This window comes from Sphingobacterium sp. UBA7625, from assembly GCF_002484085.1.
Lineage (GTDB): Bacteria > Bacteroidota > Bacteroidia > Sphingobacteriales > Sphingobacteriaceae > Sphingobacterium > Sphingobacterium athyrii.
In genome coordinates, this window is the sequence record NZ_DLJD01000051.1 from 590,221 (window position 1) to 615,262 (window position 25,042).

At 42.0% G+C, this 25,042-nt stretch carries 14 protein-coding genes; all 14 read left to right on the plus strand.

The annotated features are described in order from the left end of the window. The first annotated feature begins 423 nt into the window (after positions 1 to 423). The 14 genes from B4G94_RS22410 to B4G94_RS22475 all read left to right on the plus strand — a co-directional run bounded on the left by B4G94_RS22410 (position 424) and on the right by B4G94_RS22475 (position 25,038). Complete coding sequence (locus tag B4G94_RS22410; protein WP_286862085.1) at positions 424 to 1,746, plus strand: rhamnogalacturonidase; 1,323 nt, start codon at positions 424 to 426, stop codon at positions 1,744 to 1,746. Between the two features lie 35 nt (positions 1,747 to 1,781). Then, on the plus strand, positions 1,782 to 3,632 hold the full coding sequence (locus tag B4G94_RS22415; RefSeq protein ID WP_286862087.1) for a rhamnogalacturonan lyase: 1,851 nt from the start codon (positions 1,782 to 1,784) through the stop codon (positions 3,630 to 3,632). Between the two features lie 59 nt (positions 3,633 to 3,691). Beyond that, a complete protein-coding gene (locus tag B4G94_RS22420; protein WP_286862089.1) occupies positions 3,692 to 4,462 on the plus strand; it encodes a rhamnogalacturonan acetylesterase in 771 nt (256 codons plus the stop codon). Positions 4,463 to 4,470: 8 nt separating this feature from the next. After that, complete coding sequence (locus tag B4G94_RS22425; protein ID WP_286862091.1) at positions 4,471 to 5,250, plus strand: rhamnogalacturonan acetylesterase; 780 nt, start codon at positions 4,471 to 4,473, stop codon at positions 5,248 to 5,250. A gap of 1 nt (position 5,251) precedes the next feature. Continuing rightward, entirely contained in the window at positions 5,252 to 6,847 is a 1,596-nt protein-coding gene (locus B4G94_RS22430) for an arylsulfatase (RefSeq protein WP_286862093.1), read from the plus strand. A 115-nt stretch (positions 6,848 to 6,962) separates the two neighbouring features. Further along, positions 6,963 to 8,117 carry a glycoside hydrolase family 88 protein gene (locus B4G94_RS22435; protein WP_286862094.1) on the plus strand — a complete coding sequence of 385 codons (1,155 nt, stop codon included), beginning with the start codon at positions 6,963 to 6,965 and terminating at the stop codon, positions 8,115 to 8,117. Between the two features lie 130 nt (positions 8,118 to 8,247). Then, positions 8,248 to 11,205 carry a sugar-binding domain-containing protein gene (locus B4G94_RS22440; protein WP_286862096.1) on the plus strand — a complete coding sequence of 986 codons (2,958 nt, stop codon included), beginning with the start codon at positions 8,248 to 8,250 and terminating at the stop codon, positions 11,203 to 11,205. Between the two features lie 38 nt (positions 11,206 to 11,243). Next, positions 11,244 to 11,555, plus strand: coding sequence for an L-rhamnose mutarotase (gene rhaM / locus B4G94_RS22445; RefSeq protein WP_286862097.1), 312 nt, complete (start codon positions 11,244 to 11,246; stop codon positions 11,553 to 11,555). 12 nt (positions 11,556 to 11,567) lie between these two features. Then, positions 11,568 to 14,309, plus strand: coding sequence for a glycosyl hydrolase (locus B4G94_RS22450; protein WP_286862098.1), 2,742 nt, complete (start codon positions 11,568 to 11,570; stop codon positions 14,307 to 14,309). A gap of 356 nt (positions 14,310 to 14,665) precedes the next feature. Then, entirely contained in the window at positions 14,666 to 16,879 is a 2,214-nt protein-coding gene (locus tag B4G94_RS22455) for a fasciclin domain-containing protein (RefSeq protein ID WP_286862099.1), read from the plus strand. A gap of 13 nt (positions 16,880 to 16,892) precedes the next feature. Next, on the plus strand, positions 16,893 to 20,174 hold the full coding sequence (locus B4G94_RS22460; protein ID WP_286862101.1) for a SusC/RagA family TonB-linked outer membrane protein: 3,282 nt from the start codon (positions 16,893 to 16,895) through the stop codon (positions 20,172 to 20,174). A 7-nt stretch (positions 20,175 to 20,181) separates the two neighbouring features. Beyond that, positions 20,182 to 21,642 (plus strand): RagB/SusD family nutrient uptake outer membrane protein, encoded by a 1,461-nt coding sequence (locus B4G94_RS22465; protein ID WP_286862104.1) that lies wholly within the window; start codon positions 20,182 to 20,184, stop codon positions 21,640 to 21,642. A gap of 117 nt (positions 21,643 to 21,759) precedes the next feature. Further along, positions 21,760 to 23,568 (plus strand): fasciclin domain-containing protein, encoded by a 1,809-nt coding sequence (locus B4G94_RS22470; RefSeq protein ID WP_286862106.1) that lies wholly within the window; start codon positions 21,760 to 21,762, stop codon positions 23,566 to 23,568. Between the two features lie 6 nt (positions 23,569 to 23,574). Beyond that, on the plus strand, positions 23,575 to 25,038 hold the full coding sequence (locus B4G94_RS22475; RefSeq protein WP_286862108.1) for a fasciclin domain-containing protein: 1,464 nt from the start codon (positions 23,575 to 23,577) through the stop codon (positions 25,036 to 25,038). Positions 25,039 to 25,042: the final 4 nt, after the last annotated feature.

Genomic DNA, 25,042 nt, shown 5'->3' on the forward strand with positions numbered 1-25,042 from the left:
GATAAGTTATGGACAAATTCCTACCAACTCCTGACTGCAAGTGAGTTGTTAAAACGACGTCAACATGGTATCTCAACAATTAAAAGGTGGACTCAACATGGACACACTATGGACTCAAGGTGGTTACAGTCAGGAGTTGGTGATAAGTTAGTAGGGAGTTGGTGATAGGGATTCTATAACAAATATATTACGAAAAGCTTTGAAACCTTGCTATTAGGCTCACTGTCAGGAAAAATGAGCGCTTGCTGACTGTGTATCTAGTTTGTTCAGGATACTACAGGACAGCTCTTCTTAAAAATGTTGATACTTTTAGATTAGCTACTCATTAAGCATATTTTAATGCGCTAATCAATTTTTAAAAGCTTTTCAATACATGAATTTTAATTGTTGGGCTAGGGAAAACATGTTTATAAACTAAATATTATGAAAAAATTCTTTCGATTTTTACAGTTACTAACATCAATTGTGGTTTTGTCAAGTGCGCAGGCGCAGGATAAGTTCCCAGATGGAACAGCAATCTCAAAGTGGTTTGAGACGATAAAATCGACCAACATAGAAACGCTCGGAAAGAAATTTTTGATCACGGATTTTGGTGTAACGACAGATAGCACCGTTGTGCAAACGGCCAAAATCCAACAAGCAATTGATAAAGCCTATGCCAGTGGTGGGGGAGTGGTCGTTGTACCTAAAGGTATCTATTTGAGTGGGTCATTATTTTTTAAACCAAAGACACATTTGTACCTGGAAGAAGGTGCTGTACTGAAGGGAAGTGATGATATCGCAGATTTTGCATTGGCTGAAACCCGTATGGAGGGGCAAACAGTAAAATACTTTATGGCGCTCGTCAATGCAGATCAGGTGGATGGTTTTACAATTTCAGGCAAGGGTACACTCAATGGAAATGGGTTACGCTACTGGCGGTCTTTTTGGCTTAGACGGCAGTTTAACCCAAAATGTACAAATATGGACGAGATGCGCCCGCGTTTACTCTATGTATCCAATAGCAAAGATGTACAGATTTCGGGTATTCGCTTGATCAATTCACCTTTCTGGACCTCACATTATTACAAATGTGAAAACCTCAAATTGATCGGTTTGCATATTTCAGCGCCAAAGGAGCCTGTTAAAGCGCCTAGTTCTGATGCGATTGACTTGGATGTCTGCCGTAATGTATTGATTAAGGATTGTTATCTTTCCGTCAACGACGACGCGATCGCATTGAAAGGTGGGAAAGGGCCCAAGTCTGATAAGGATCCTAACAACGGCCCGAATTCAAATATCATTATTGAAAATTGTTTTTTTGGATTTTGTCATAGTGCACTGACGTGTGGAAGTGAATCAATTCATAGTTACAATGTGATTTTTAGAAACAACACGCTGGATAAAGCGCGTAAGCTGTTGCAGCTAAAGATGCGCCCGGATACACCACAGAAATATGAAAATATTTTGATTGAAAATGTAAAAGGAAATGTCAATAGTATGTTGTTTATCAAACCTTGGACCCAATTTTTTGATTTAAAGGGCGAGAAAGATATCAAAATGTCCTATGCGAGAAATATTGTCTTGCGTAATATTGATCTGGATTGCGACATTGTTTTTGATGTGCTCAATTCGGAGCAATATGTACTGTCGGATTTTACATTTCAAAATATGCATGTCCGTGCGAGCAAAGATCCTATTATTCATAAGGAGTACATTAAAAATTTTATCCTAAACAATGTAACGGTTAATAATAAAAAGCAATAATATGTACCAGCATATAGCTGTGATGTAGACCTTGAATGATGAAAGCAAAACTTATTCTTTTGACAGGAGCATTGATCGGTTCTCTTGCCGTTTCAGGCCAACGCAAAATGGAGTTTTTAGATCGCGGAATGGTCGGTGTAAAAACTACGGATAACGCCGTGTTTTTGAGTTGGCGTTTGCTGGGTACCGACGATTTTGACACGGCCTTTGCTATTTATCGGCAGGAAGGAAATGGTATACAGAAAAAATTGAATAAAACACCTTTAACAAAGGGTACCAATTTTTTGGATGATCATGTTGACCTGAGTAAAGATGTAACCTACACCTTGGATATTGTGGCGGGAGGAAAAGAAAAGGAAGTTGCTAAACTTACTTTATCCAAAGATCAAAAAGTACAGCAATACCTGAATATTCCGTTACGCACCCCCAAAGGCTACACGCCAGGAGATGTTTCTGTAGGCGATTTGGACGGAGACGGGACGTATGAACTTATTGTTCATCAAACTGGTGTTGGACATGATAATGCGCACAATGGGATCACTTCAGAACCTATTTTTCAGGCTTATAAATTAGATGGTACCTTTCTATGGGAAATCAATTTGGGTAAAAATATCCGGGAAGGAGCACATTATACCCAATTTATGGTGTATGACCTCGATAGTGATGGCCGTGCAGAATTGGTTTGTAAAACTGCGGATGGTACTAAAGATGCACTGGGACATGTTATTGGTGATCCAAAAGCCGATTGGCGTGATACCGTATCAAGTTCAAGAACTGTAGGCCGCATATTGAAAGGACCTGAATATTTAACCGTATTTGATGGGCTGACGGGTAAGGCGCTAAGTACCGTGGATTATCTACCTGAACGTGGGGATCTGCGTTCGTGGGGAGACACGAATGCCAATCGTAGCGATCGATTTCTAGCTTGCGTAGCATATCTGGACGGCATGCATCCGAGTGTCGTGATGACGCGGGGGTATTATGAACGAACGGCCTTGGCGGCATGGGACTTCAAAGATAAAAAATTAGTGAGCCGCTGGGTATTCGACAGCAAAGTTCGTCAAGATCCTTATTCCGGTCAGGGATATCATAGTCTCACGGTTGCTGATGTAGACCAAGACAGTAAAGATGAGATTGTCTTTGGGTCGATGGTTATTGATGATAATGGAAAGGGGCTGTACAGTACAGGATTGGGACATGGCGATGCATTGCATGTCAGTGACTTGGATCCTGAAAGGCCCGGACTGGAGATTTTTGGAATTCATGAACTGAAAGGGGGACGAAAGGGGACGGGGGTAGCCTTGTTGGATGCCAAAACGGGAGCCATATTGTTTCAAAGTGCAAGAGACCAAGATATTCCTCGCGGTGTTGCTGCAAATATTGATCCCGATCGTAAAGGAGCGTATCTGTGGTGGCTGGGGTCTAAAGACATGTATGATACCAAGGGAAATATTGTCGGGCGGGCTCCGAGATCGACCAATTTTTTGATCTGGTGGGATGCTGATTTAAGCCGTGAGCTTTTAAACAGCAACTATATTGAAAAATATCAAAATGGGAAAACGGAACGAATCTTTACAGCTATGGGAACATCGTCGATCAATGGCACTAAAAGCACACCCAACCTGAGCGCCGATATCTTTGGCGACTGGCGTGAAGAATTGGTCTTACGTTCAGAAGATAACCAGAATCTCCGTATCTATACAACGACGATCCCAACAGAGCAACGCGTATATACACTCATGCATGATCCACAATATCGCTTGAGTGTAACATGGCAGAATGTAGGCTATAATCAACCACCACATACGGGCTATTACCTTGGTGTAGGAATGGATCGTCCGGTTAAACCGAATATTCAGCTGGTCAAGTCCGCCCACAAGAAATAGAAGGGTTGGAAGTGCACGATTTAAATGGGTAGATTAAAAAGAAATAGATAAGTTAGCACATGAAGCATACAATAAAATGGATAGGAATGGTATTGGTAGCCTTTCTTTTGATATCCTTTGCAAAACAACAAAATAAGCCTACGATTTATCTTATAGGTGATTCGACTGTGAAGAATAGTAATAAGGAGTATTGGGGCTGGGGAACATTGCTTCCTGAACTGTTGGATACTACACGTGTCCGAGTAGATAATCATGCGATGGCAGGGCGTAGCACAAGGACATTCGTCAAAGAGGGAAGGTGGGCAAAAGTTGACTCATTGTTTAAACCTGGTGATTTTTTATTGATTCAGTTTGGCCATAACGAAGGAAGTAAGCCTGATACGAGCAGACAGGGGTATCGCGGCGTACTGCGGGGGATTGGTCTGGACTCTATTGTATTGGATTGGGGAAATGGGAAGAAAGAGACCGTACGTACTTACGGTGAAAACCTACGTCGTTTTGTGATTGAAGCAAAGAAAAAGGGTGTAACACCGATCTTGTTATCCATGATTCCGCGCAACCAATGGGATGATAAAGGGAAAGTGAAGCGGGCAGATAAGGATTTTGGATTGTGGGCAAAGGAGATCGCGGAAGAACAGGGCGTCGCTTTTTTGGATCTTAACAGTATTACTGCAGATAAATATGATCGGCTTGGCCCTGAAGCGGTAAAATCCGGCTATTTTCCGGGGGACCATACCCATACGAATAAAGATGGCGCGCGCGAAAATGCTTTATCAGTTGTCGAAGGATTTCGTAGGATTAAAAGTCAGCTAGTACAATATATTAAATAATAAAGAAGATGAAATTGAAATTGTTGCCATGGGCTGCGGTCCTTTTTGCTGTAATCAGCATGTCCTTTTTGGGACAACAACATAAACCGACCTTGTTTATTATTGGTGATTCCACGGTAAAAAATGGGCAAGGAAACGGTTCAAACGGACAGTGGGGATGGGGAAGTTTTATTGGCCAGTATTTTAAATCGGATAAAATCAACGTCAAGAACCGTGCATTGGGTGGAACGAGTACACGAACATTTTATAACAACCCAAAACTTTGGCAGAAAGTGCTGGATAGCATACAGCCAGGTGATTTTGTTCTCATGCAATTTGGACATAATGATTCGAGTCCCATTGTGGATACGTTACGGGCTAGGGGGACGATAAAGGGGAATGGTGACGATTACCAAGAAGTGTATAATCCGTTATTGAAGCAACATGAAGTCGTGTATAGTTATGGTTTCTATTTACGACGCTTTGTGAAAAATATTCAAGATAAAGGGGCGACAGCAATTATCTGTTCGCCAATTCCGCGCAATGCTTGGGAAGGAAATCAGGTTCGTAGATCAGATTATGCGCTATGGGCTAGGGAGGCTGCGCAACAGGCTGGGGCATTTTTCATTCCATTACAGGAACTCGTTATTGCTCAGTATGAAACATTTGGAAAAAAGAAAGTAGAAACGGAATTTTTTGATCCGAAGGATGCGACTCACACGATTAAAGCGGGGGCCTTGCTGAATGCCAAATTAGTCGCCGAACAATTGAAAGCACAGCCCAAAATCGGGCTAAAGAAATTTATGTAGTATGATGAAACCAATATTTACGCTGTGTCTCTTTTTTCTGTTGACACGATTGACACTGCATGCGCAGCAACGGCCAAATATTGTTCTGATCTTGGCAGACGATATGGGATATTCCGATTTGGGTTGTTTTGGCTCTGAAATTCAAACCCCAAATCTGGATAGAATGGCAAAAGATGGAATTAAGATGACCAACTTTTACAATGCTTCGCGTTGCTGTCCATCCCGAGCTTCTTTATTGACAGGTTTATATCCACATCAGGCAGGGGTTGGCGATATGATGAATAAGCGTCCTTTTCCTGCTTATCAGGGGTTTCTAAATAAAACTTCAGTGACTTTGGCCGAACTATTAAAAGGCGCAGGCTACGGAACCTATATGGCTGGGAAATGGCATGTGGGGCAGGAAAAAGAAAATTGGCCTTTACAACGTGGATTTCAACGGTATTATGGACTGATTGATGGGGCAAACAGCTATTTTGAAAACCGACCTTATCGGCCCAACCAAAAATTGACGATAGCCTTGGACAATGAAGCGATTGTTCCGCCAGCAGATTATTATAGCTCGGATGCCTACACGGATTATGCGATGACTTTTATTGGCGAGCATCTAGACACTAAAAAAGAGAACCCCTTTTTCCTGTACTTAGCTTTTCAGGCTCCACATTGGCCTTTACATGCCAAACCTCAGGATATCGCAAAGTACCGCGGTAAATATATGGAAGGATGGGATGCTGTCCGTGAAAGGCGTTTTGAAAAACAGCAGCAGTTGGGCTTACTGCCACCAACGACCAAATTGTCTCCAATGGATACCGCATTGCGAAAATGGAACGATTGCAGCTGGGAAGAAAAAGTAAAATGGGATGAAAAGATGGCTGTATACGCGGCGATGGTCGACGAATTGGATCAAAATGTAGGGCGATTGGTTGATTATCTCCAGTCGAAAGGACAATTGGAAAACACTGTTTTTATCTTTCTTTCCGATAATGGAGCGAGCAATGAAACAATAACCAATACTGGATTCACGGCTGATATTAGGGCTGCCAATGAATTTCCGGCCAGTCACCCACGTTCTTTTACCGCCTATGGAATAGAAGGTGCCGCGGTCAGTAATACGCCTTTCAAAAAATTCAAGCATTGGGAGTTTGAAGGAGGCAATGCAACTGGTTTTATCGCCTATGGGCCAAAGTTCCTGCCGCAGGGAAAACAGTTTGATCTGCCGGCCCATTTGATCGATATCATGCCAACCTTGGCGCAGTGGTCGGGTGCAAACTACCCAAAGAACTACGCCGGTAACACGATCAAACCAATGGAAGGAATGTCCCTGCTTCCTATTTGGATGGAAGGACAGCGGTCTGCGGACAGGGAGATTTGTTTTGAACATGAGGGCAATAAAGGGGTGCGCAAAGGAAAGTGGAAACTTGTTTCCTCCTACCCTGAAAACAAATGGTATTTGTATGATGTCGAAAAAGATAGGAGTGAAACTATAGACTTATCGGCTACTTTTCCAAAAATATACCACGAAATGGTTCAGATCTATGAAAATTGGGCAAAAAGGGTCGGTGTGATACCCTACGAGCAGCTCGCTCAAAAACCTTCATGACTTCACAGACACCAACAGCAATGAAAGCGAAAGAAGGTTCTTTCTGGCCAATAAGATCAGACACTTTCAGAAAAAAAAGGGAACTCCCGTTATGAATAATTATAGCAAGAAAAACATGAAAATATTTAATACGTATACAGCAACTTTACTGATTGCGTTTTTCCTTTCGGCCTGTTCATCGACAAAAAAAGTAGTCGAACAGAAGAAGGAAATCACCGCTGGGGATGTACTTCAATCCTTGCAACTGACCAATCGCTATTTCATGAATAAATGGACAGACACGGGCAAACCCATCTATACCAACCGTTGGCGGCCAAGTAATATCTGGACCAGAGCCGTTTATTACGAAGGTCTCATGGCACTGTATCAGATTGATAAAAACAATGACTACTACAATTACGCGGTGGATTGGGGAAATAAACATGAATGGGGTATGCGCAATGGTGTAGAAACTCGAAATGCCGATGACCAAGCCTGTGGGCAAACTTATCTTGATCTCTATGAGATTGAACAGAAACCTGAGCGTATCCAGAAGATTAAAGCGAATATAGATTACATTATCAAATCTGGCAAAGTAGACGATTGGACCTGGATTGACGCGATACAAATGGCCATGCCAATTTATGCCAAATTGGGTGTAATGACCAAGGATCAAACTTACTTTGATTACATGTATAAAATGTATCATCATTCAAAAACGCAAGAAGGTGGTGGCCTGTATAACAAGGCCGACAAACTTTGGTGGCGCGATAAGGATTTTGTTCCTCCTTATAAAGAACCAAACGGTGAAGATTGCTATTGGTCACGTGGTAATGGATGGGTCGTGGCGGCTTTGGTCAGGGTACTTTCGTTAATCCCAGAAAACGAAGTACATCGTGCGGAGTATATGGCGGATTATAAAGCCTTGATGGAAGCGCTTGTTCCTATTCAAAGACCGGATGGATTCTGGAATGTCAGTCTGCATGATCCCACTAATTTTGGCGGGCGTGAAACTTCAGGAACGGCATTATTTGTTTATGGTATGGCCTGGGGTATCAATAATGGTTTGCTGGATGCTAAAATATATCGACCTGTTGTAGAAAAAGCGTGGAAAGCAATGACAGCAGAAGCGGTACACCCTTCAGGCTTCTTAGGCTATTTACAAGGAACGGGAAAAGAACCTAAAGATGGTCAACCTGTCAGTTTTTCCAGTCAACCGGATTTTGAAGATTACGGTTTGGGTTGTTTTTTATTGGGAGGGACAGAGGTTTATAAAATGTTGTCGAAATAAGTTGTCTCATTATTCATTCAGTGTGTAGCCAATAACTTAATTAATCAGCGCCCATCATGGAAATGGTACACAGTTATGCTATAGATAAAAGAAATTACTCGATCTCACATTAGCCATAAAAAAATATAAAATGAAAAGAGTATTATTTATTTTTTGTTGCCTTCTGCTTTCATTTGGCACCTATGCTCAAGCAGGTCGGAAAACTTTAAGTTTTAATGCGGATTGGCGTTACCACATTGGCGATGTCAGCGATGCTGCTACTGTTGGATTCGATGACCGGGAATGGAAACAAGTTGTCTTGCCTCAAGCTTGGAATGAAGATGAAGCTTTTGCAAAAGCGATACATGACCTTTCTGCAAATATTGTTTGGTATCGGAAGAAATTTCGTATTCCTAAGGGCATTACTTCTGATAAGGTATTTTTAGAATTTGAAGGAATTCGCTTTGGGGGAGAGTTTTACCTTAACGGGAAATTTATTGGACGGCATGAAAATGGTGTCATGGCCGCCGGATTTGATCTATCAGATCTGATTGATCGTGATCGCGAAAATATCTTGGCGATACGCATTGACAATAGCTGGAGCTATCGGGAAAAGGCGACAAACAGTACTTATCAATGGAACGATAAAAACTTTAACGCAAATTATGGTGGCATTCCAAAAAATGTATGGATCCACTTTGCTTCCAAGATCTATCAGACGCTACCCTTGTATTCCAATTTAAAAACTACGGGTGTTTATGTCTATGCGAAGAATATGAACATCCCTAAAAAGACATTGGATCTTTTTGTTTCTTCGGAGGTGAAAAATGAAACCGATAAATCGAGTTTAGTCAACTTTGTTGCCGAAGTACGTAATGCCGATGGGAAGTTGGTGAAAACTTTTTCAAAAAAATTCAATCTCCCAGCCAATCAAACACAACAATTGACCATGAATTCAGCCTTGAATCAGGTTAGTTTTTGGAGCTGGGGGTACGGCTATCTCTATACAGTTACGACAAAAATCTTGCGGGATAATAAAATCATAGATGCTGTGCAAACGAAAACAGGGTTTCGAAAAACAGCTTTTAAGAATGGAATGGTGTATCTGAATGATCAAGTTTTGATGATGAAGGGCTATGCACAGCGTACAAGTAATGAATGGCCTGCTGTCGGCTTGTCTGTAGCACCTTGGTTAAGTGATTTTAGCAATGGGCTGATGGTCAAAAGCAATGCGAATCTGGTTCGATGGATGCACGTAACCCCTTGGAAACAGGATGTTGAATCCTGTGATCGCGTGGGACTAATGCAAATGCTACCTGCCGGAGATGCCGAAAAAGATACCCAAGGCAGACGCTGGGAACAGCGGACAGAACTGATGCGTGATGCAATTATCTATTATCGAAACAGTCCCAGTGTTCTGTTTTATGAATGTGGAAACGAGTCTATTTCTGAGGAGCATATGGCGGAGATGAAAGCTATCCGGGATCAATACGATCCAGCTGGCGGACGGGCAATTGGTTCGCGTGAAATGTTAGACAGTAAGCTAGCTGAATATGGTGGTGAAATGCTATACATTAATAAAAGTGCCCGTCACCCGATGATTGCAACGGAATACATGCGCGATGAAGCCTTACGTAAATATTGGGACGAATTGAGCTATCCGTTTCACAAGGATGGTGAAGGTCCGCTTTACAAGGGTGTTGACGCCAGTGACTATAATAGAAACCAAGATAGTTATGTCGTGGAGACGGTCCATCGTTGGTGGGAGTATTGGAAAATGCGTCCCGGTACTGGTGATCGCGTAAATTCAGGTGGCGTCAATATTATTTTCTCGGATTCCAATACTCATTTTCGAGGAAAAGAAAACTATAGACGCAGTGGCGAGGTCGATGCCATGCGTATTCCCAAAGATGCTTACTTCGCCCATCAGGTCATGTGGGATGGTTGGATTGATCCAGATCCAAAGGGATTACATCTTGTTGGCCACTGGAACTATGCTCCCGGAACGAAAAAGGATGTATTAGTCGTCTCCGCTGCTGATCGTGTTGAATTATCCGTAAATGGCAAGATCCAAGGTGAAGCAGAAAAACGCTATAATTTCCTATACCGTTTTCCTGCAGTTGACTTTGAGGCCGGTGTATTGACTGCGAAATCATTTACGAAAGACGGAAAGTTGTTGAACAAAAAAGAACTAAGGACAGCAGGCGAACCTTATAAAATCCGTTTGACAGTGCAACATGGTAAAAATGGTTTATTTGCTGATGGTAACGATATGGTACTGGCGGAAGTTGAAGTGCTTGACAAGAATGGCGTACGTTGCCCATTAGCATCAAACAGGGTTGATTTCAACTTAGATGGACCGATGGATTGGCGCGGTGGTATCGCACAGGGACCCGATAATTATATTTTGGCCAAATCACTTCCGGTGGAGGCAGGTATAAATCGTGTATTACTTCGTACACAGTACGATAAATCGGGTGGAGTGCTGTTGAAGGCGACAGCTAATGGTCTTTTATCAGATTCAGTCGCCTGGACGGTGCAACCTATCAAAAAGACGGAGAATTATTTTGTAAAAGAATCTGCTGAAAATTTACCTTCCTTTTTAGAGCGGGGGCCAAGTCCAGAAAAACCTACTCTGGTACAGCTGAAAAAAAGCCTTAAAATCCGTGCGGCTACCGCTGGCGCTAATTCAGAGAAGGCAGCACAATCCTACGACGACAATGAACTGTCGGATTGGGTCAATGATGGACAGTTGGGCACAGCATGGATAACATACATTTTACAGGAAAAGTCCGACATTGATGAGATCGATCTGAAATTAAATAATTTTAGATCAAGATCCTACCCGCTACAGATTTTCGTAGACGACAAACTTGTTTTTGATGGAAATACGGATATTACTTTAGGCTACTGTACACTTTCGTTTCCGCGTACTAGGGGCGAAAAGGTAACCATAAAACTTAAAAATGCGCCTTTTACTGCAAAGGAAAACAATCAGGTAGAAATGGGCGGTAAAAAGCTTGATGATGGCGTGGCACGTAATGATGCCAATGCCAAAGGGACCTTGAGTATTATCGAAGCCGATATACATCAGGTGTTGGTTAATTAGGATTATACAGTAACACTAAAATAGTTTAATAACTCGAAATGGAGAAAATAGCATTTAAGATGAAATTAAAACCAGGCATGTCTGCGGAGTATCAGCGGAGACATGAAGCGATCTGGCCGGAATTAACAACCTTATTGCGCGAAAATGGCGTGTCTGATTATAGCATTTTTTTGGATGAAGAGACGGATACCTTATTTGCTGTTCAGTACCTTGCAGGGCATTCCTCGCAAGAATTGGGCAAAGAAGCTATTGTTCAGAAGTGGTGGGATTATATGCATGATATCATGGAAGTAAATCCGGATCATTCCCCAGTTTCGATAAATTTGAAAAAAGTATTTCACATGGATTAGGCCAATTTTAACATGAAGAAAATCTATATATCGTTAATGCTTGCCTGTAATCTGTTGGCTTTCGGTCGAACGATGGCACAGGATTTATGGCCAGCAGTTACCAAAGAAATGAAACCCTGGACGCGTTGGTGGTGGCTCGGTTCAGCAGTGGACAGACCCAACCTCGAACGGGAACTAACCTTATTTGACAAAAGTGGGTTTGGCGGTGTTGAGATAACGCCTATTTATGGTGCTAAAGGTTTTGAATCCAGCTATTTGACCTTCCTTTCTCCCCAATGGATGAGTATGATAGGTGTAACAACGGATAAGGCAAAAACCTTGGGGATGGGGGTGGATATTAATTTGGGAACAGGTTGGCCTTTTGGTGGACCTCAAATCAAGGAGAAAGATGCCGCCACGAAATTGATCCTGGATGAATTTGAATTGAAAAAAGGTGAAAAAATTACTTTCCCTTTGAAATCAAAAGACCCCAAACAGCGTTATTTTTTCCTGCAAGCTTTACGCGCATTTAAATCCGATAATAGCGAAATTAACCTGGATGATTACAGTTCACATAGCGATGGAACTTGGGAAGCACCGACCGACGTACGTTTATTGGCTGTATTCTCAGGAAGAACGGGGCAAAAAGTGAAACGTGCTGCACCGGGTGGAGAGGGGTATACTTTGGATCACCTCGGACAGCATTCTGTCGCATCTTATTTCAATAGATTTGCCGAAGTATTTAAGGATAAACAATTGAATGCCCGCGCCTTTTTTAACGATAGTTACGAGGTATATGGGGCGAACTGGACAGATGAATTTTTACAATCGTTCGAACGAATAAAGGGATATAAACTGCAGGATAATCTTTTGGATTTTGCAGGAAAGGGAGGAAATGAAATTAAAACAGCACGTCTAAAATCTGATTATCGTGAAGTTGTAAATGCGTTACTGGCCAACAACTTTTTGATCCCATTTACAGATTTTGCCCATCGCTATCAAGCGATTTCAAAAAATCAAGCGCATGGATCTCCAGGAAACCTGATTGATTTATATGCCGATACAGATATTCCCGAGTGTGAAACCTTTGGATCCAGTAGTTTTGCTATTCCCGGATTAAGACGTGACACTGCCGATATTCGTAATGTAGACCCGGATCCAATAATGGCTAAGTTTGCAACCTCAGCAGCAAATGTGTATGGGAAGAAATATACTTCTTCGGAGACGTTCACTTGGTTGACGGAACATTTTAAAACCTCCTTGTCACAAACGAAACCCGAAGTTGAACAATTATTCCTGGCGGGGGTGAATCATGTGTTCTACCATGGGACAACCTATTCGCCTAAAAATGTTCCCTTTCCGGGTTGGTTATTCTATGCGTCTGTTAACTTTGTTCCCCAAAATTCATTCTGGGATCACCTATCCGGTTTGAACCAATATATTACACGTGTCCAATCCATTCTACAGTCCAGTCGTGCCGACAATGAATTGTTGGTGTATTGGCCCATTTACGATATTTGGAACAATGCCAAGGGGATGGATAAAGCGTTGAAGGTTCATGATGTTGACGAGTGGTTGCACCCAACGCAATTTTATAAACAAAGTGTTCAACTACAGAAACGTGGGTATAGCTTTGATTTTGCAACAGATAAAATTCTGGCGGGAACAACTGTAAACGACGGAAAACTACAAACTTCGAAGGATGCGATCCCGTATCGAGCGATTTATATCCCTGCCTGTCATTATTTTTCGGAAGTGACGCTTCAGAAAATTTTAGAAATGGCGAAGCAAGGAGCAACTGTCATTTTCCAACAATTACCGCAGGAAGTACCTGGGTATAATCAATTGGATGAACGCACTGCGCTATTCAATAAATTAATTACATCGCTTGGTTTTGAAAAAGATAAGGCGAACCAGTATACGGCTTTTGGAAAAGGTAAAATCTATCTGACGACGGATGTCAATTCAGCCCTCGAAACAGAACAGATAGCACCCGAACGAATTAACCAAGCAGGACTGAAATTCTCGAGAAGAGTCTCTGGTAAGGATACGTATTATTATTTGGTCAATCACAGCGAACGGACCGTGGATCGTAGTATGACGCTAAATGCACAGGCTAAATATTATTCTTTGTTGGATCCACAGACGGGAAGAGTATTTAAGTTACCATCAACGGATGGTAAAATACGGGTGCAGATTCCTTCGGGTTATTCCTGGATCATTTTGGCTTCTGAGCAACAAGCCGCGGAACCATTCCGCTATCAAGATGAATTGAGTCAAGTGACTCAATTGGATCATGATTGGAAAGTTAGCTTTATTTCAGGAGGATCTGTTTTACCGCATGCTAGAAAAATCGGTCGACTGTCATCCTGGACGGAATGGGGCGATAAGGATGCGATCAATTTTTCGGGTGCCGCGGCGTACGAGAAAACGTTTTCCATCGAGAAGGATCAATCGAAATCTTATCTGTTGAAGCTTGGACGTGTTGCTGAAAGCGCTCGTGTATTTATCAACGGGCAGGATGCAGGTATTTTATGGTCAATACCCTTTCAACAGGATATTACCAAGTGGTTGGTCAATGGAGAAAATAAAATCCGTATCGAGGTTGCTAACCTAATGGCAAATCGTATTCGTCAGCTGGATCAGCAAAAAATTGCCTGGCGTAATTACCATGAAATAAACTTTGTCAATATCAACTATAAAAACTTTGATGCCAGCGATTGGAAACCAATGGAAAGTGGTCTGATCGGTCCTGTGACTTTGTGGAGTTATTAATTGCGGGCCGGGACATTCAGACTGCTTAAACAAATAGAAGCAAACGCAATCGTTGTTCCATTTTATTTCCAGAGATCTGTCAATTGAATATGGCGCTATTATTCCANNTGGAATAATAGCGCCATATTCATTATATAGTGCGTGACTTGAGTTGTCAATTCCCTCCCGCTCCTGCTCAGGATGGGGCAGGATGGTTGGTAAAACCATATGTTTTATCTTCGAAGTGCCAATTGTGAGCTACAGAAAATAAAAGAGATATAACCTATCACAAGTATTATTGCCGTATCATTTTTTAGCGTTACCAATTATTAACAGAGTTACCAGTCAATTTTTTATTGAACCAATATATCTAAATTATGTTATCATCCAGATTTACATTACTATGGATCAGCTTGCTGGCCCTCACGGTTTCCTGTCGGAAAGAGGCCTTTGATGCTTATTATGGCAGACCGGATTGGTTGGCCAGCCCAATTTACCAACAATTGGATTCCATGGGCGATTTTAAAAATTTCCTTAACTGTATTCAGTTGTCAGGCTATCAGAACACACTGGGGACAGCGGGTTCATGGACGGTATTTGCACCGACGGATAAAGCCTTTGAACAATTTATGAATGAACAGGGAATCGCAGATATGACCAAGGTTAGTCCTGAGCTTGCGGAGAGGATCGTCCGCTCTTCGATGACCTATGATGGCGAGCGTATCGAAAAACTAAGCGATTTCTTTTCTAAACAAGGGTGGCAACCAGGATTGGCTTTTAGACGTCGTTCTGTGTACTATGATTTTGTGGAGAGCGAAGATTTGGGAAATGGCAAAATTCGCAAATTTGTCTCGACCAATCGTGGTTCAGATAAGTTATATGTGCCGATAGAAAACAATAATAAGCACCTGACCTATTTCTTTGATGCCTATATGGCACAGCGGGGCTTAGGAAAGTCAGATTATACTGTGTTTTATCCCAACTCTACCTATAGCGGACTGAATGTCGGTGCTGCAAATATTGATCCGAAACGCAATAATATTGCAGCAGAAAATGGTTATATCCATGTTGTCGACCGAGTATTACTTCCGGAGAAAAGCATTGATCAATATTTGACTAGAAGTGATGAGTATTCATCTTTTAAATCGATTTTGGATTTGTTTGCAACTTATACCTACAACGCGGATCTGACCCGTAAAAATGAAGTGTTAACAGGAAGCAAAGATTCTGTTTTTGTTAAAAGTTATACGGGGGTGGGGCTGGCTCTTAACAATGAGAACTACACGAAGGAGGATGCTAACGATGCACAGATCAATAATTTTTCGGTCACTATCCCAAGTAATGAAGCCGTTGATAAATATGTCAGGGGTATGTTGCTCCAATATTATCCGAAAGGGTCTACGCTCAAGGATTTGTATGCAACAAATAGCGGTGTCTTGGTTGAATTTATTAATTCACATCTCTATAATACGCAATTATGGCCATCCCAGTTTACAAATCAACAAAACTTTCTTGGTGAAAGTACCAAGCTAACTAAAGCGAATATTAAAGAAACCAAATTATTGAGTAATGGTACATTCTATGGCGTAGATGTTTGTCAAAAGGCTAATGTATTTCAGTCGGTATATGGCAGTGTACTACTAAACCCAAAGTACAGTTTAATGCGACGTGCGATTGAACGTATGGGAATGAATCTGACGCTTAAAATACCCACCTTACGCTACATGCTTGTTTTGGTCTCCGATGATAATTTATACAAGATGGGGTTTGATTACGATGCATACAACACGACTGATCCAATTCGCTATAAGGGTGGGAATGGTACACCTGAGATGCGTGAGGTCTTAAATGCGCATATTATTCCTTTAAATAACGATCCGATTCCAGATCTAAGTGGTACTGGAGTGCTGGAAAGTTACACCGGAGAATACATCAAATATGATCATATGATGTTATCATCGAGCGGCACCTTAGACAGTGTTGCCAACAAGCAAGCGCTGAAAATTGATTCAACGAGCACGGGTACGAACTTGTCAGGGCCACTAAATGGCGTTTCAGTCTATCTGGATGGCGGGTTGACCTCGTCAAATACGAATATCGGTTTCTTTTTGCAAAAAATGGGGGCAGACCAAGTCAGTTCACCATACAATGCATTCTACAATTATTTGATCAAAAGTACGCTGTATTCTGCAACCGATGGTGTAGTCAAAGGAATTGAGTTGGGACTCAACTACAGTATGCTGATTCCGAACAACGCGGCAATTGCCGCAGCAGTCGCAGAAGGCGATCTGCCGTCAGCAAATGCTCCTACCTCGCAAGTTGATATCGATAAGGTAACTCGGTTTATCCAGTACCACATTACGCGCAATTCTTTTGCGATCGATGGCAAAAAGACCGGTTATTTTCAGACCTTATGTAAAAATATCGATGGCGATGCACAGTCGGTACAAGTGGTGCTCAATCAAAAGAATAAGCTTCAAGTAATGGATAATGCTGGACGTGTTGTCGATGCAAATATAGCTCAAAGTAACCTTTTGGGACAGCGTGTGGTCATTCATTCCATCAGCAGTTATCTTAAACACGGCTTATAACCCTAGACCTCCTATGAAGATAAAACAAATTAAACTTTTAGTTCTGCTAATCGGCTTTTTTGCAGGATTTCAGTATAGTGCATATGCACAAAATGCGTCACTTTTAATTGGAAAAGTGACGGAGAAGAAAACCAACCAACCTGTGGTTGGCGCTACAGTCGTGCTAAAGGATAACGAGAACCGGACTATCGTGGGTACGGTAACTGATGTGGAAGGGAATTATAGTCTCCGTGCCAATATGAAGGGGTTAAAATTAATGGTGAGCAGCACAGGATATAAATCGTCCGTACCGACCTTAGTCGGTGAGCGTAAAGCGATCAATGTACAGGTTGAGTCAGCACAGCATACAATTGAAGAAGTCACCGTCTCACGCGGTAGACCCGTAAACGATGGAATGGGGATGGGGATTTCCAAAGCACGTAATACGGCCGCGATCTCAACAATTAGCATGGAGGAAATGTCCGAAATGCAGTCCGCATCCGTTGATCAAGCCCTACAGGGGCGTTTGCCAGGGGTGGATATTACGACCGTCTCCGGCGATCCTGGAGCAGGGATGCAAATCCGAATTCGGGGTACTTCCTCCCTCAACGGAGCAACAGATCCACTGATCGTGGTAGATGGTATGCCCTACGATATTACAGTCCCTGATGATTTTGATTTTGCGACATCCGACGAAAATTCTTACGGTCAGTTGCTCAATATTGCTCCTTCAGATATTCAGGATATCTCGGTATTGAAGGATGCAGCGGCGACAGCGGTATGGGGATCACGTGGTGCCAATGGCGTATTAGTTATCAATACCAAACGGGGTACTGTAAGTGCACCTTCCTTCGGGTATACGTTTAAAGGCTCGTTTTCAAAACAACCGCAGGCGATACCGCTGTTAAATGGCGATCAATACACGACTATGCTTCAGGAGTCTTTCTACAACGCGGGACGTGTATTTTCGACAACAGAGAATGCGCAACAGTTTCAATACGATCCAAACGACACCTATATTTACCATAACTACAGTAACAATTCCAATTGGATCGATGCGATTACACAATTAGGCTATTTTCAGGATCACAATATTCAGGTGCGCGGCGGCGGTGAGAAAGCACGTTACATGACTTCAATCGGTTATTTTAATCAAGAAGGTACTACAATCGGTACCGGTCTCGATCGTTTATCTGCCCGAATCAACCTCGATTATCTGGTCTCCGAAAGGATCAGCTTTCAGTCAGATGTATCCTATAGCCATGTCTCCAACGATAATATCTTTTATAAAAATGTAAGGGATGTTGCCTATCAAAAAATGCCAAATCAAGCGATCTGGGAATACGATGAGTATGGGCGCCTGACAGGTAACTTATTTAATCCGGCGCAGACTGCCCAGGGATATTTCCGACCTGCGGAGGCAGATAAAAATGCTTCCGGTACTTATAACCCACTGTCGATGGTCAAAAATGCCATCAACAAGCAGCTGGGCGATATCTTGAATACCCGATTTAATATCGACTATAAATTGATACCAAATGTACTGCGGTTTTCGAGTAACCTTGCGCTCAATATCCGCAATAATAAATCGAAAAATTTCTTACCTCAATTGGCTACTGGTAGGCCGTTTACTGAATATTCTGTAAATAGAGCGTCTGATTCGGATTTGGACGAATTTTCACTCAATACGAAGACGAGCCTATTGTATACGCCACAATTGGGTAAAAAACATTTGTTTACAGCGAATATGTCTTTCCTGACTTCTGATTATCGGAGTACCATTCAGGGGTTGAGTTCGACAAACACGGCGTCTTCTTATTTGCAGGATCCAACGGTACCTTCTCGGACATTGACGGGTGATGCCAAATCGATCACGACACAAACTAGATCCATCGGAGGGTTGATCCAGGCCAACTACATGTTGTTGGAAAAATATGTGGTCGCGGCTAGCGTACGTGGAGATGGCAACTCTAGATTTGGTCCGGACAATCGCTATGGTATATTTCCGGCCTTTTCAGCGGCTTGGCAAATCGGTCGGGAAAATTTTCTGAAAGATATCCGTCAGATCAAGGATGTTAAATTGCGGGCGAGTTGGGGGCGTAGCGGTAATGCGCCACGCAGAGATTATAGCTACATCAATGTGTATAAAACCTATGACTATGCTTACCTGGGCGAGAATGGGGTCTACTCGAGCAACCTTGAACTCGCAGATCTGAAATGGGAAACGGTGACCCAGCAAAACTTGGGATTGGACGTGGATATGTTTGACTACCGTTTGACTTTTGGTGCCGAAGTATATAAAAAGAGAACCACAGATCTGATGATGGACAAGATCCAGATTCCGACCTACAATGGTTTTAGTGAAATCAGTATGAATGTGGGAACCATGGACAACGACGGATGGGAGGCATCCTTGAATGTAGTACCTGTCCGCAACAAGAAATGGGATGTAAGTTTTAATTTCAATATTGCACATAACCAAAACGTGATCCGAGAGATTTCACCTTTATACCCAAGGGAAAATGCCAAGTCATCCTTGAAAAACAAAACATTTTTCGCTTACCTACAAGAAGACAATCCTTTTGGTTCCTTCTATGGTTTCCGTTATCAGGGCGTATATAAAGACAAGGAATCAACTATCGCGACCGATGCACAAGGTAACCAGATTGTTAGTCCAGACGGTGATGTTGTATATATGCGGTTTAACTACCCAACCGTTGATTATGTATTTCAACCGGGTGATGCCATCTATGAAGATATTAACCATGACGGCGTGATCGATCAAAAGGATATTGTTTACCTCGGAAACAGCAACCCCAAACTTACGGGTGGCTTTGGTTTTAATGTAGGCTATAACAAACGCTTGAAATTAAGTGCCTTCTTCAACTATAGACAAGGTATTGATATGATCAACGGTACACAGATGAATACGACAGATATGACAAGCTACAACAACCAGAGTACTGCGGTATTGCGTCGTTGGCGCAAAGAAGGCGATGTAACGGATATTCCGAGAGCCTTGTATGGCACAGGCTATAATTCCTTGGGATCCAGTCGCTATGTGGAAGATGCATCTTTCATACGCTTACGTACCGTTACCTTGAAATATGACTTTGCACAAGAATTCTTGAAACGTCTGCGGATCGGGGCATTGAGTACGTATATAACAGTTGAAAATCTTTTGACCTTTACCAAGTACACTGGACAGGATCCTGATGTGGCTGTGAAATTAAAAGATGCCTTTACGGTATTGAAAGACGATTCCATGACGCCACCGCTAAAGACGGTGACACTGGGTATCACTGCACGTTTTTAATTGAAAAATGATGAGAAAGATAATTATAATGAGCCTTCTTGCGCTATCTAGCGTATCGCTCAATTCATGTAATAAATGGCTTGATCTGCAGCCACAAGACGGTATTACCAACGTCGAGTTTTGGAAAACTAAGGAAGATGTCCATGCAGGTCTGATTGGAATTTATTCATCATTAAATGGAGGGGGGGTAGAAAAAAGCCTTTTCCTTTGGGGGGAATTGCGGGCGGATTTGGTGGGTTTAACCAGCTATGCGAGTGATGATAACCGTTTTGTCAAAAATTATAATATTCTGAGCACCAATACGATTTCTGATTGGAGCGCCGTGTATACTGCAATCAATAATTGTAATCTCTTGATCGACAAGGCACCACAGGCAAAAGAATCTGATCCTACTTTTACTGATGCTGAATACAATGATGCCGTCGGCGAGGCACTCGCTATTCGGAGTTACTTATATTTTTATTTGGTACGTACCTTTCGTGATATACCTCTAAAATTAAAAGGTATTGCAAAAGATACCGACATTGTCCCTACTACCCAATCCACCGCAGAGGAGGTTTTGAAGCAAATTGTAGCGGATTTGATCAAAGCTCAGGGAATGGTGCCGGAATATCTTGTGGAGTCTGTAGATTATAACGCAACAAATACAGGAAGGGTGACCAGATCTGCGGTCACTGCGATGCTGGCCGATGTATACCTTTGGTTGGAACAATACGACAAAGTCGAAGTAGAGACGGCCAAAATATTAAATACTGGTCGCTATCGGTTAAATGGGATAGCTACGGTTTCTATTTTTGACGGCGGAACAGCGGAGACCATCTTTGAGATTAGTCATAAGGGTTCTCAGGTAAATCCCATGTTTGACTTGGTTTTGGCCGACAAGAAACCTTTTATGGCCAATGTAGACCTGTTGAATTCTGAAATTTTTCCAGCAAATGCGGATGTAGATGCAGATCTGTCCGATTCACGTGGTGAAGGAGGTTTATATTTACCTGCAGGCAGTATTGTCAAGTATGGCTTGGAAACACCGGACTATTTTAACTTTCAAATTTATCGGGTTTCCGATGTCATGCTAATGCGGGCAGAGGCGCTGGCTGAATTAAACAGGGGGTCAGAAGCATTGCAATTGATTAATGAGCTGCGGACAAAAAGAAAGGCTATCGCTGCATCTGATGCTTTGGTCGATGAAAATGATACCGAGAGTATCATTTTCTATGTGTTTGATGAACGAGCCCGTGAATTGACCTTTGAGGGTAAGCGCTGGTTTGACCTTTTGCGTCTAGCAAAAAAGGATAATTATGCCAATTTAAATGTTTTGGTAGACCTCGTGACGAAAACTGCGGATTCCAATGTACAGCAATCGGCTATCAGTAAGGTTAGAGATACCAATAGTCACTACCTTCCAATCTTGGAGAACGAGTTATTTAAGGATAAATCACTAAAACAAAACCCATTTTACCTAAAATAAGACTGATGAAATATCCACGATTGCAAAGTATAAACTCGAATGAAAATAATGTGGATATTCCATATGGCCTTAAAAAAACAAACCGAGCTTGCGAGCTCATGAAATAATTATTTACATATGAAAAAGCAACTGAATATGTCATTTTGGATAATTGGTGCATTGTTTGCGCTGATTATCGGTCTGATTCAGGCCTGCCAGAAAGAAAATTACCGCACAACCACGACTGATGAGGTGAATATCACCGGTTATCTCGAACAACATGCGGATGATTATTCGCTATTGACCGATATTATGTACCGTTCGAAAACAGCGGGCTATCTAGGAGCCTACGGTACCTATACGCTCTTTGCGCCAAATAATGCAAGTATCACAACTTGGATGAAGGATAATGGCAAATCAGCATTAACCGATTTTACCGATGCTGAGTTGTTGGACTTTATCAAATACCACGTCGTACGTGATACGGTAGGTACGCTCCGTTTTTCGGATGGAAAGATTAAGACACCGAGCTTGTTTGGTGAGTATCTGTACACAGATGTACTTCGGGGAAATTATCGAATCAATAAATCTGCCATGGTTACCAAATCGAATATTTTTTGTGGTAATGGTATTATCCATGCGATCGATAAAGTATTGACCCCACCGGTACAGAGTATTGCCGAGATGGTTGCCAATAATCCACGATATCGTATTTTTTCTGCCGCACTAAAAGAAACTGGATTTTATGATACATTGTATTATAAGCGTGGAATGGAAATAGCTGCTAACAAGCGATTTCAAACCCTAATTGTTGAGTCAGATTCAGCCTTGAATACTTTAGGGATACACGATATTTCTGATTTAAAGGCGAAATACTCCCAGACAGGTAACCCCAAGAATCCAAAGGACAGCTTATGGTTATATATGGCTTACCATATCACTAATGATGCGAAGTTTTTGGAGGATGTCGTCGCTGGTGGAACGCTCTATACCTTGGCACCAAAAGAAATTATTACCACCAAATTGTTTAGTACGAGTGTTTTGTTGAATGAAGGAACTTTTAACGGAATCTTCGAACCAGGGGCGGAATTAAATCGGACCTACAGTGATCTTATGGCTTCCAATGGCGTGATCCACGAAAGCAAACAGGAAGTTAAGATAAAAGTGCGGCCGCAAGTACCGGTTTATTTTGATATAGCGACCTCGCCTGAATTACTCTCTTCGCTGGGTAGTGCCTATCAAAGTACAGCCAAGCCCTTGGTTGCCAATGGTCAGTCAATTGCAAATTCAATTGGTTTTAATAATCTTACTGTATTAACGATCGGAACCAATGCCTACACGTATTATAAAGCGTTGGAATCTAAACGTCCGTATGCAAATGGTGATTTGTTAAGTTTATCCTTGTGTTTCAATAATGCCAATCGTGCGAAATGGATCGAATTCAAAACCCCTTATTTGGTCAAAGGCCGTTATAAAGTCTGGATTTGCTATGCACAACATGGGGACGCGCCTGAGATACAGGCAACTTTCAATCCAGGGAAAGCTGATGAGCAGATTTTGCCGAATATTATCGTATTGAATCAAACTTTGACAGCTTCCGGCGTCAGTGATTTGGGCAATTCGAATGCAGACAATCTCATGTTGGCCCAAGGCTACAAACGTTATATGGCCACTGTAGGTGATTATAATGCAAACAATGTTACCGGTGGATTGAAGGCGAAGACCGGTAGTGAGGCTTCGTTGAATGTAGGTCGGTTGGCTGGAATCATTAACGTGGAAACCACGGACCGTCATGTTATTCGATTTGAAGCAGTAAAGGATAAAAAATGTGGTAGCAATACGGTTTATCTGGATATGATCCAATTTATCCCAGCAGATGATCTGGAGCAAAACTATCCACGTTTCCACCAGTTAACAGGCGAACTGTTTTATAGACCACAACAATAACAGATTATGATGAAAGATACCTTAAAATATATGGGGGTGATGATGGTCTTGTTACTGTCACTCGCCTCCTGTACAAAAAAATGGGAAGATCATTTTGGGAATACCAGTACACAAAAAAACTTGTATGAGTTGATTTCCGAAAATCCGGATTTCTCGGCCTTTACGGAATTGTTGAATAAATCGGGCTATGCAGAATCATTGAAGGCCTCGAAAAACTATACATTGATTATTCCGACTAACGCGGCAATGGCAGCAGTTAAGGCGGACTATAACTTTACAGATACAGCGGTGGTCAAAAGTTTTGTTGGCTATCATATCATCAATTCGATCTACAATGTGAATACGGGTGTTGATACCGTAAAAGCCCTGAATATGCGCAACAAATATGTAGAGTTTACCCATGGTGAATTTGATGGCGTTGTACCGACAAAGAGCAATGTGATCGCCAGTAATGGGATCTATCATGTGGTAGGCCAACCGCTTAAACCTCTACAGAATATCTTTAACTTATTGCTATCAAAGTTTGCCGACACTAAACAGGTGGAAGCTATTGCTTCTTTTGATACCGTGTTTCGTGAAGGTGAGACAATCACGTATCATACGAGTCCTGTTTGGATCAGTGAAGTGCGACGGAATATGACCACTGAAAACCGTAAGCATACTTATTTTGTAGTGGATGACGAGAGCTATGAGGTAGAGTATGCCAAGTTAAAGCCATATTACACGACTGCTTATGAAGAAGGAAATACGACTCGGCCAGATAGTACAACGACTTTCTTTACAAAGAAAGCCGTTTTACGAGATTTTATGGTAGAGGGAGATCTGAGCGCTGAAGCTCTTGCGGCTGGTGTAGTCTCCATTACAGGAACGGCCTTTCAACTTAATCCAGCTGATATTATCTCGCGGACGAAGACCAGTAACGGAGCGGTATATCGTGTCAAACACCTGACGTATAAACTAAGTGATCAAATCAAAGAAATCAAAGTTTTAGGTGTTGAGCCCCGCGGTTACAAGCAGAATGATAAACGAGGTAATATTTTCTTTAGGGATAAACGCGACATGAATGGGGCGTTATATCAAGATATTGAGATTTACAATCATGGTGTAACATCATTCTATGCCAAGTACCGCGCATTGAGCATGAATGTGGGCAAATATAAAGTCTATGGTCGTGCGATTATGGGATTGGCAGGGGATCCACAGACAGCTGCATTCACGCAATACATCCATTTTTTAGATCCCAGTATCGTCGCAATCAATGAGCCTGATCAGTATAAGCGACAAGTGCTTAACAGTGCGGGCAATGTAGACACAAGAATGGTCTTTGAAGTACAACCTTTAAACCCCAATGAGGTCTATTTAGGCGAAGTAACCCAAGATGTATATGGCAATATGCAACTATTGGTCATGTCCAATGGTACTGGGCCAATTATCTTGGAATACCTCAGATTTGTACCTATTATCCAATAACCAA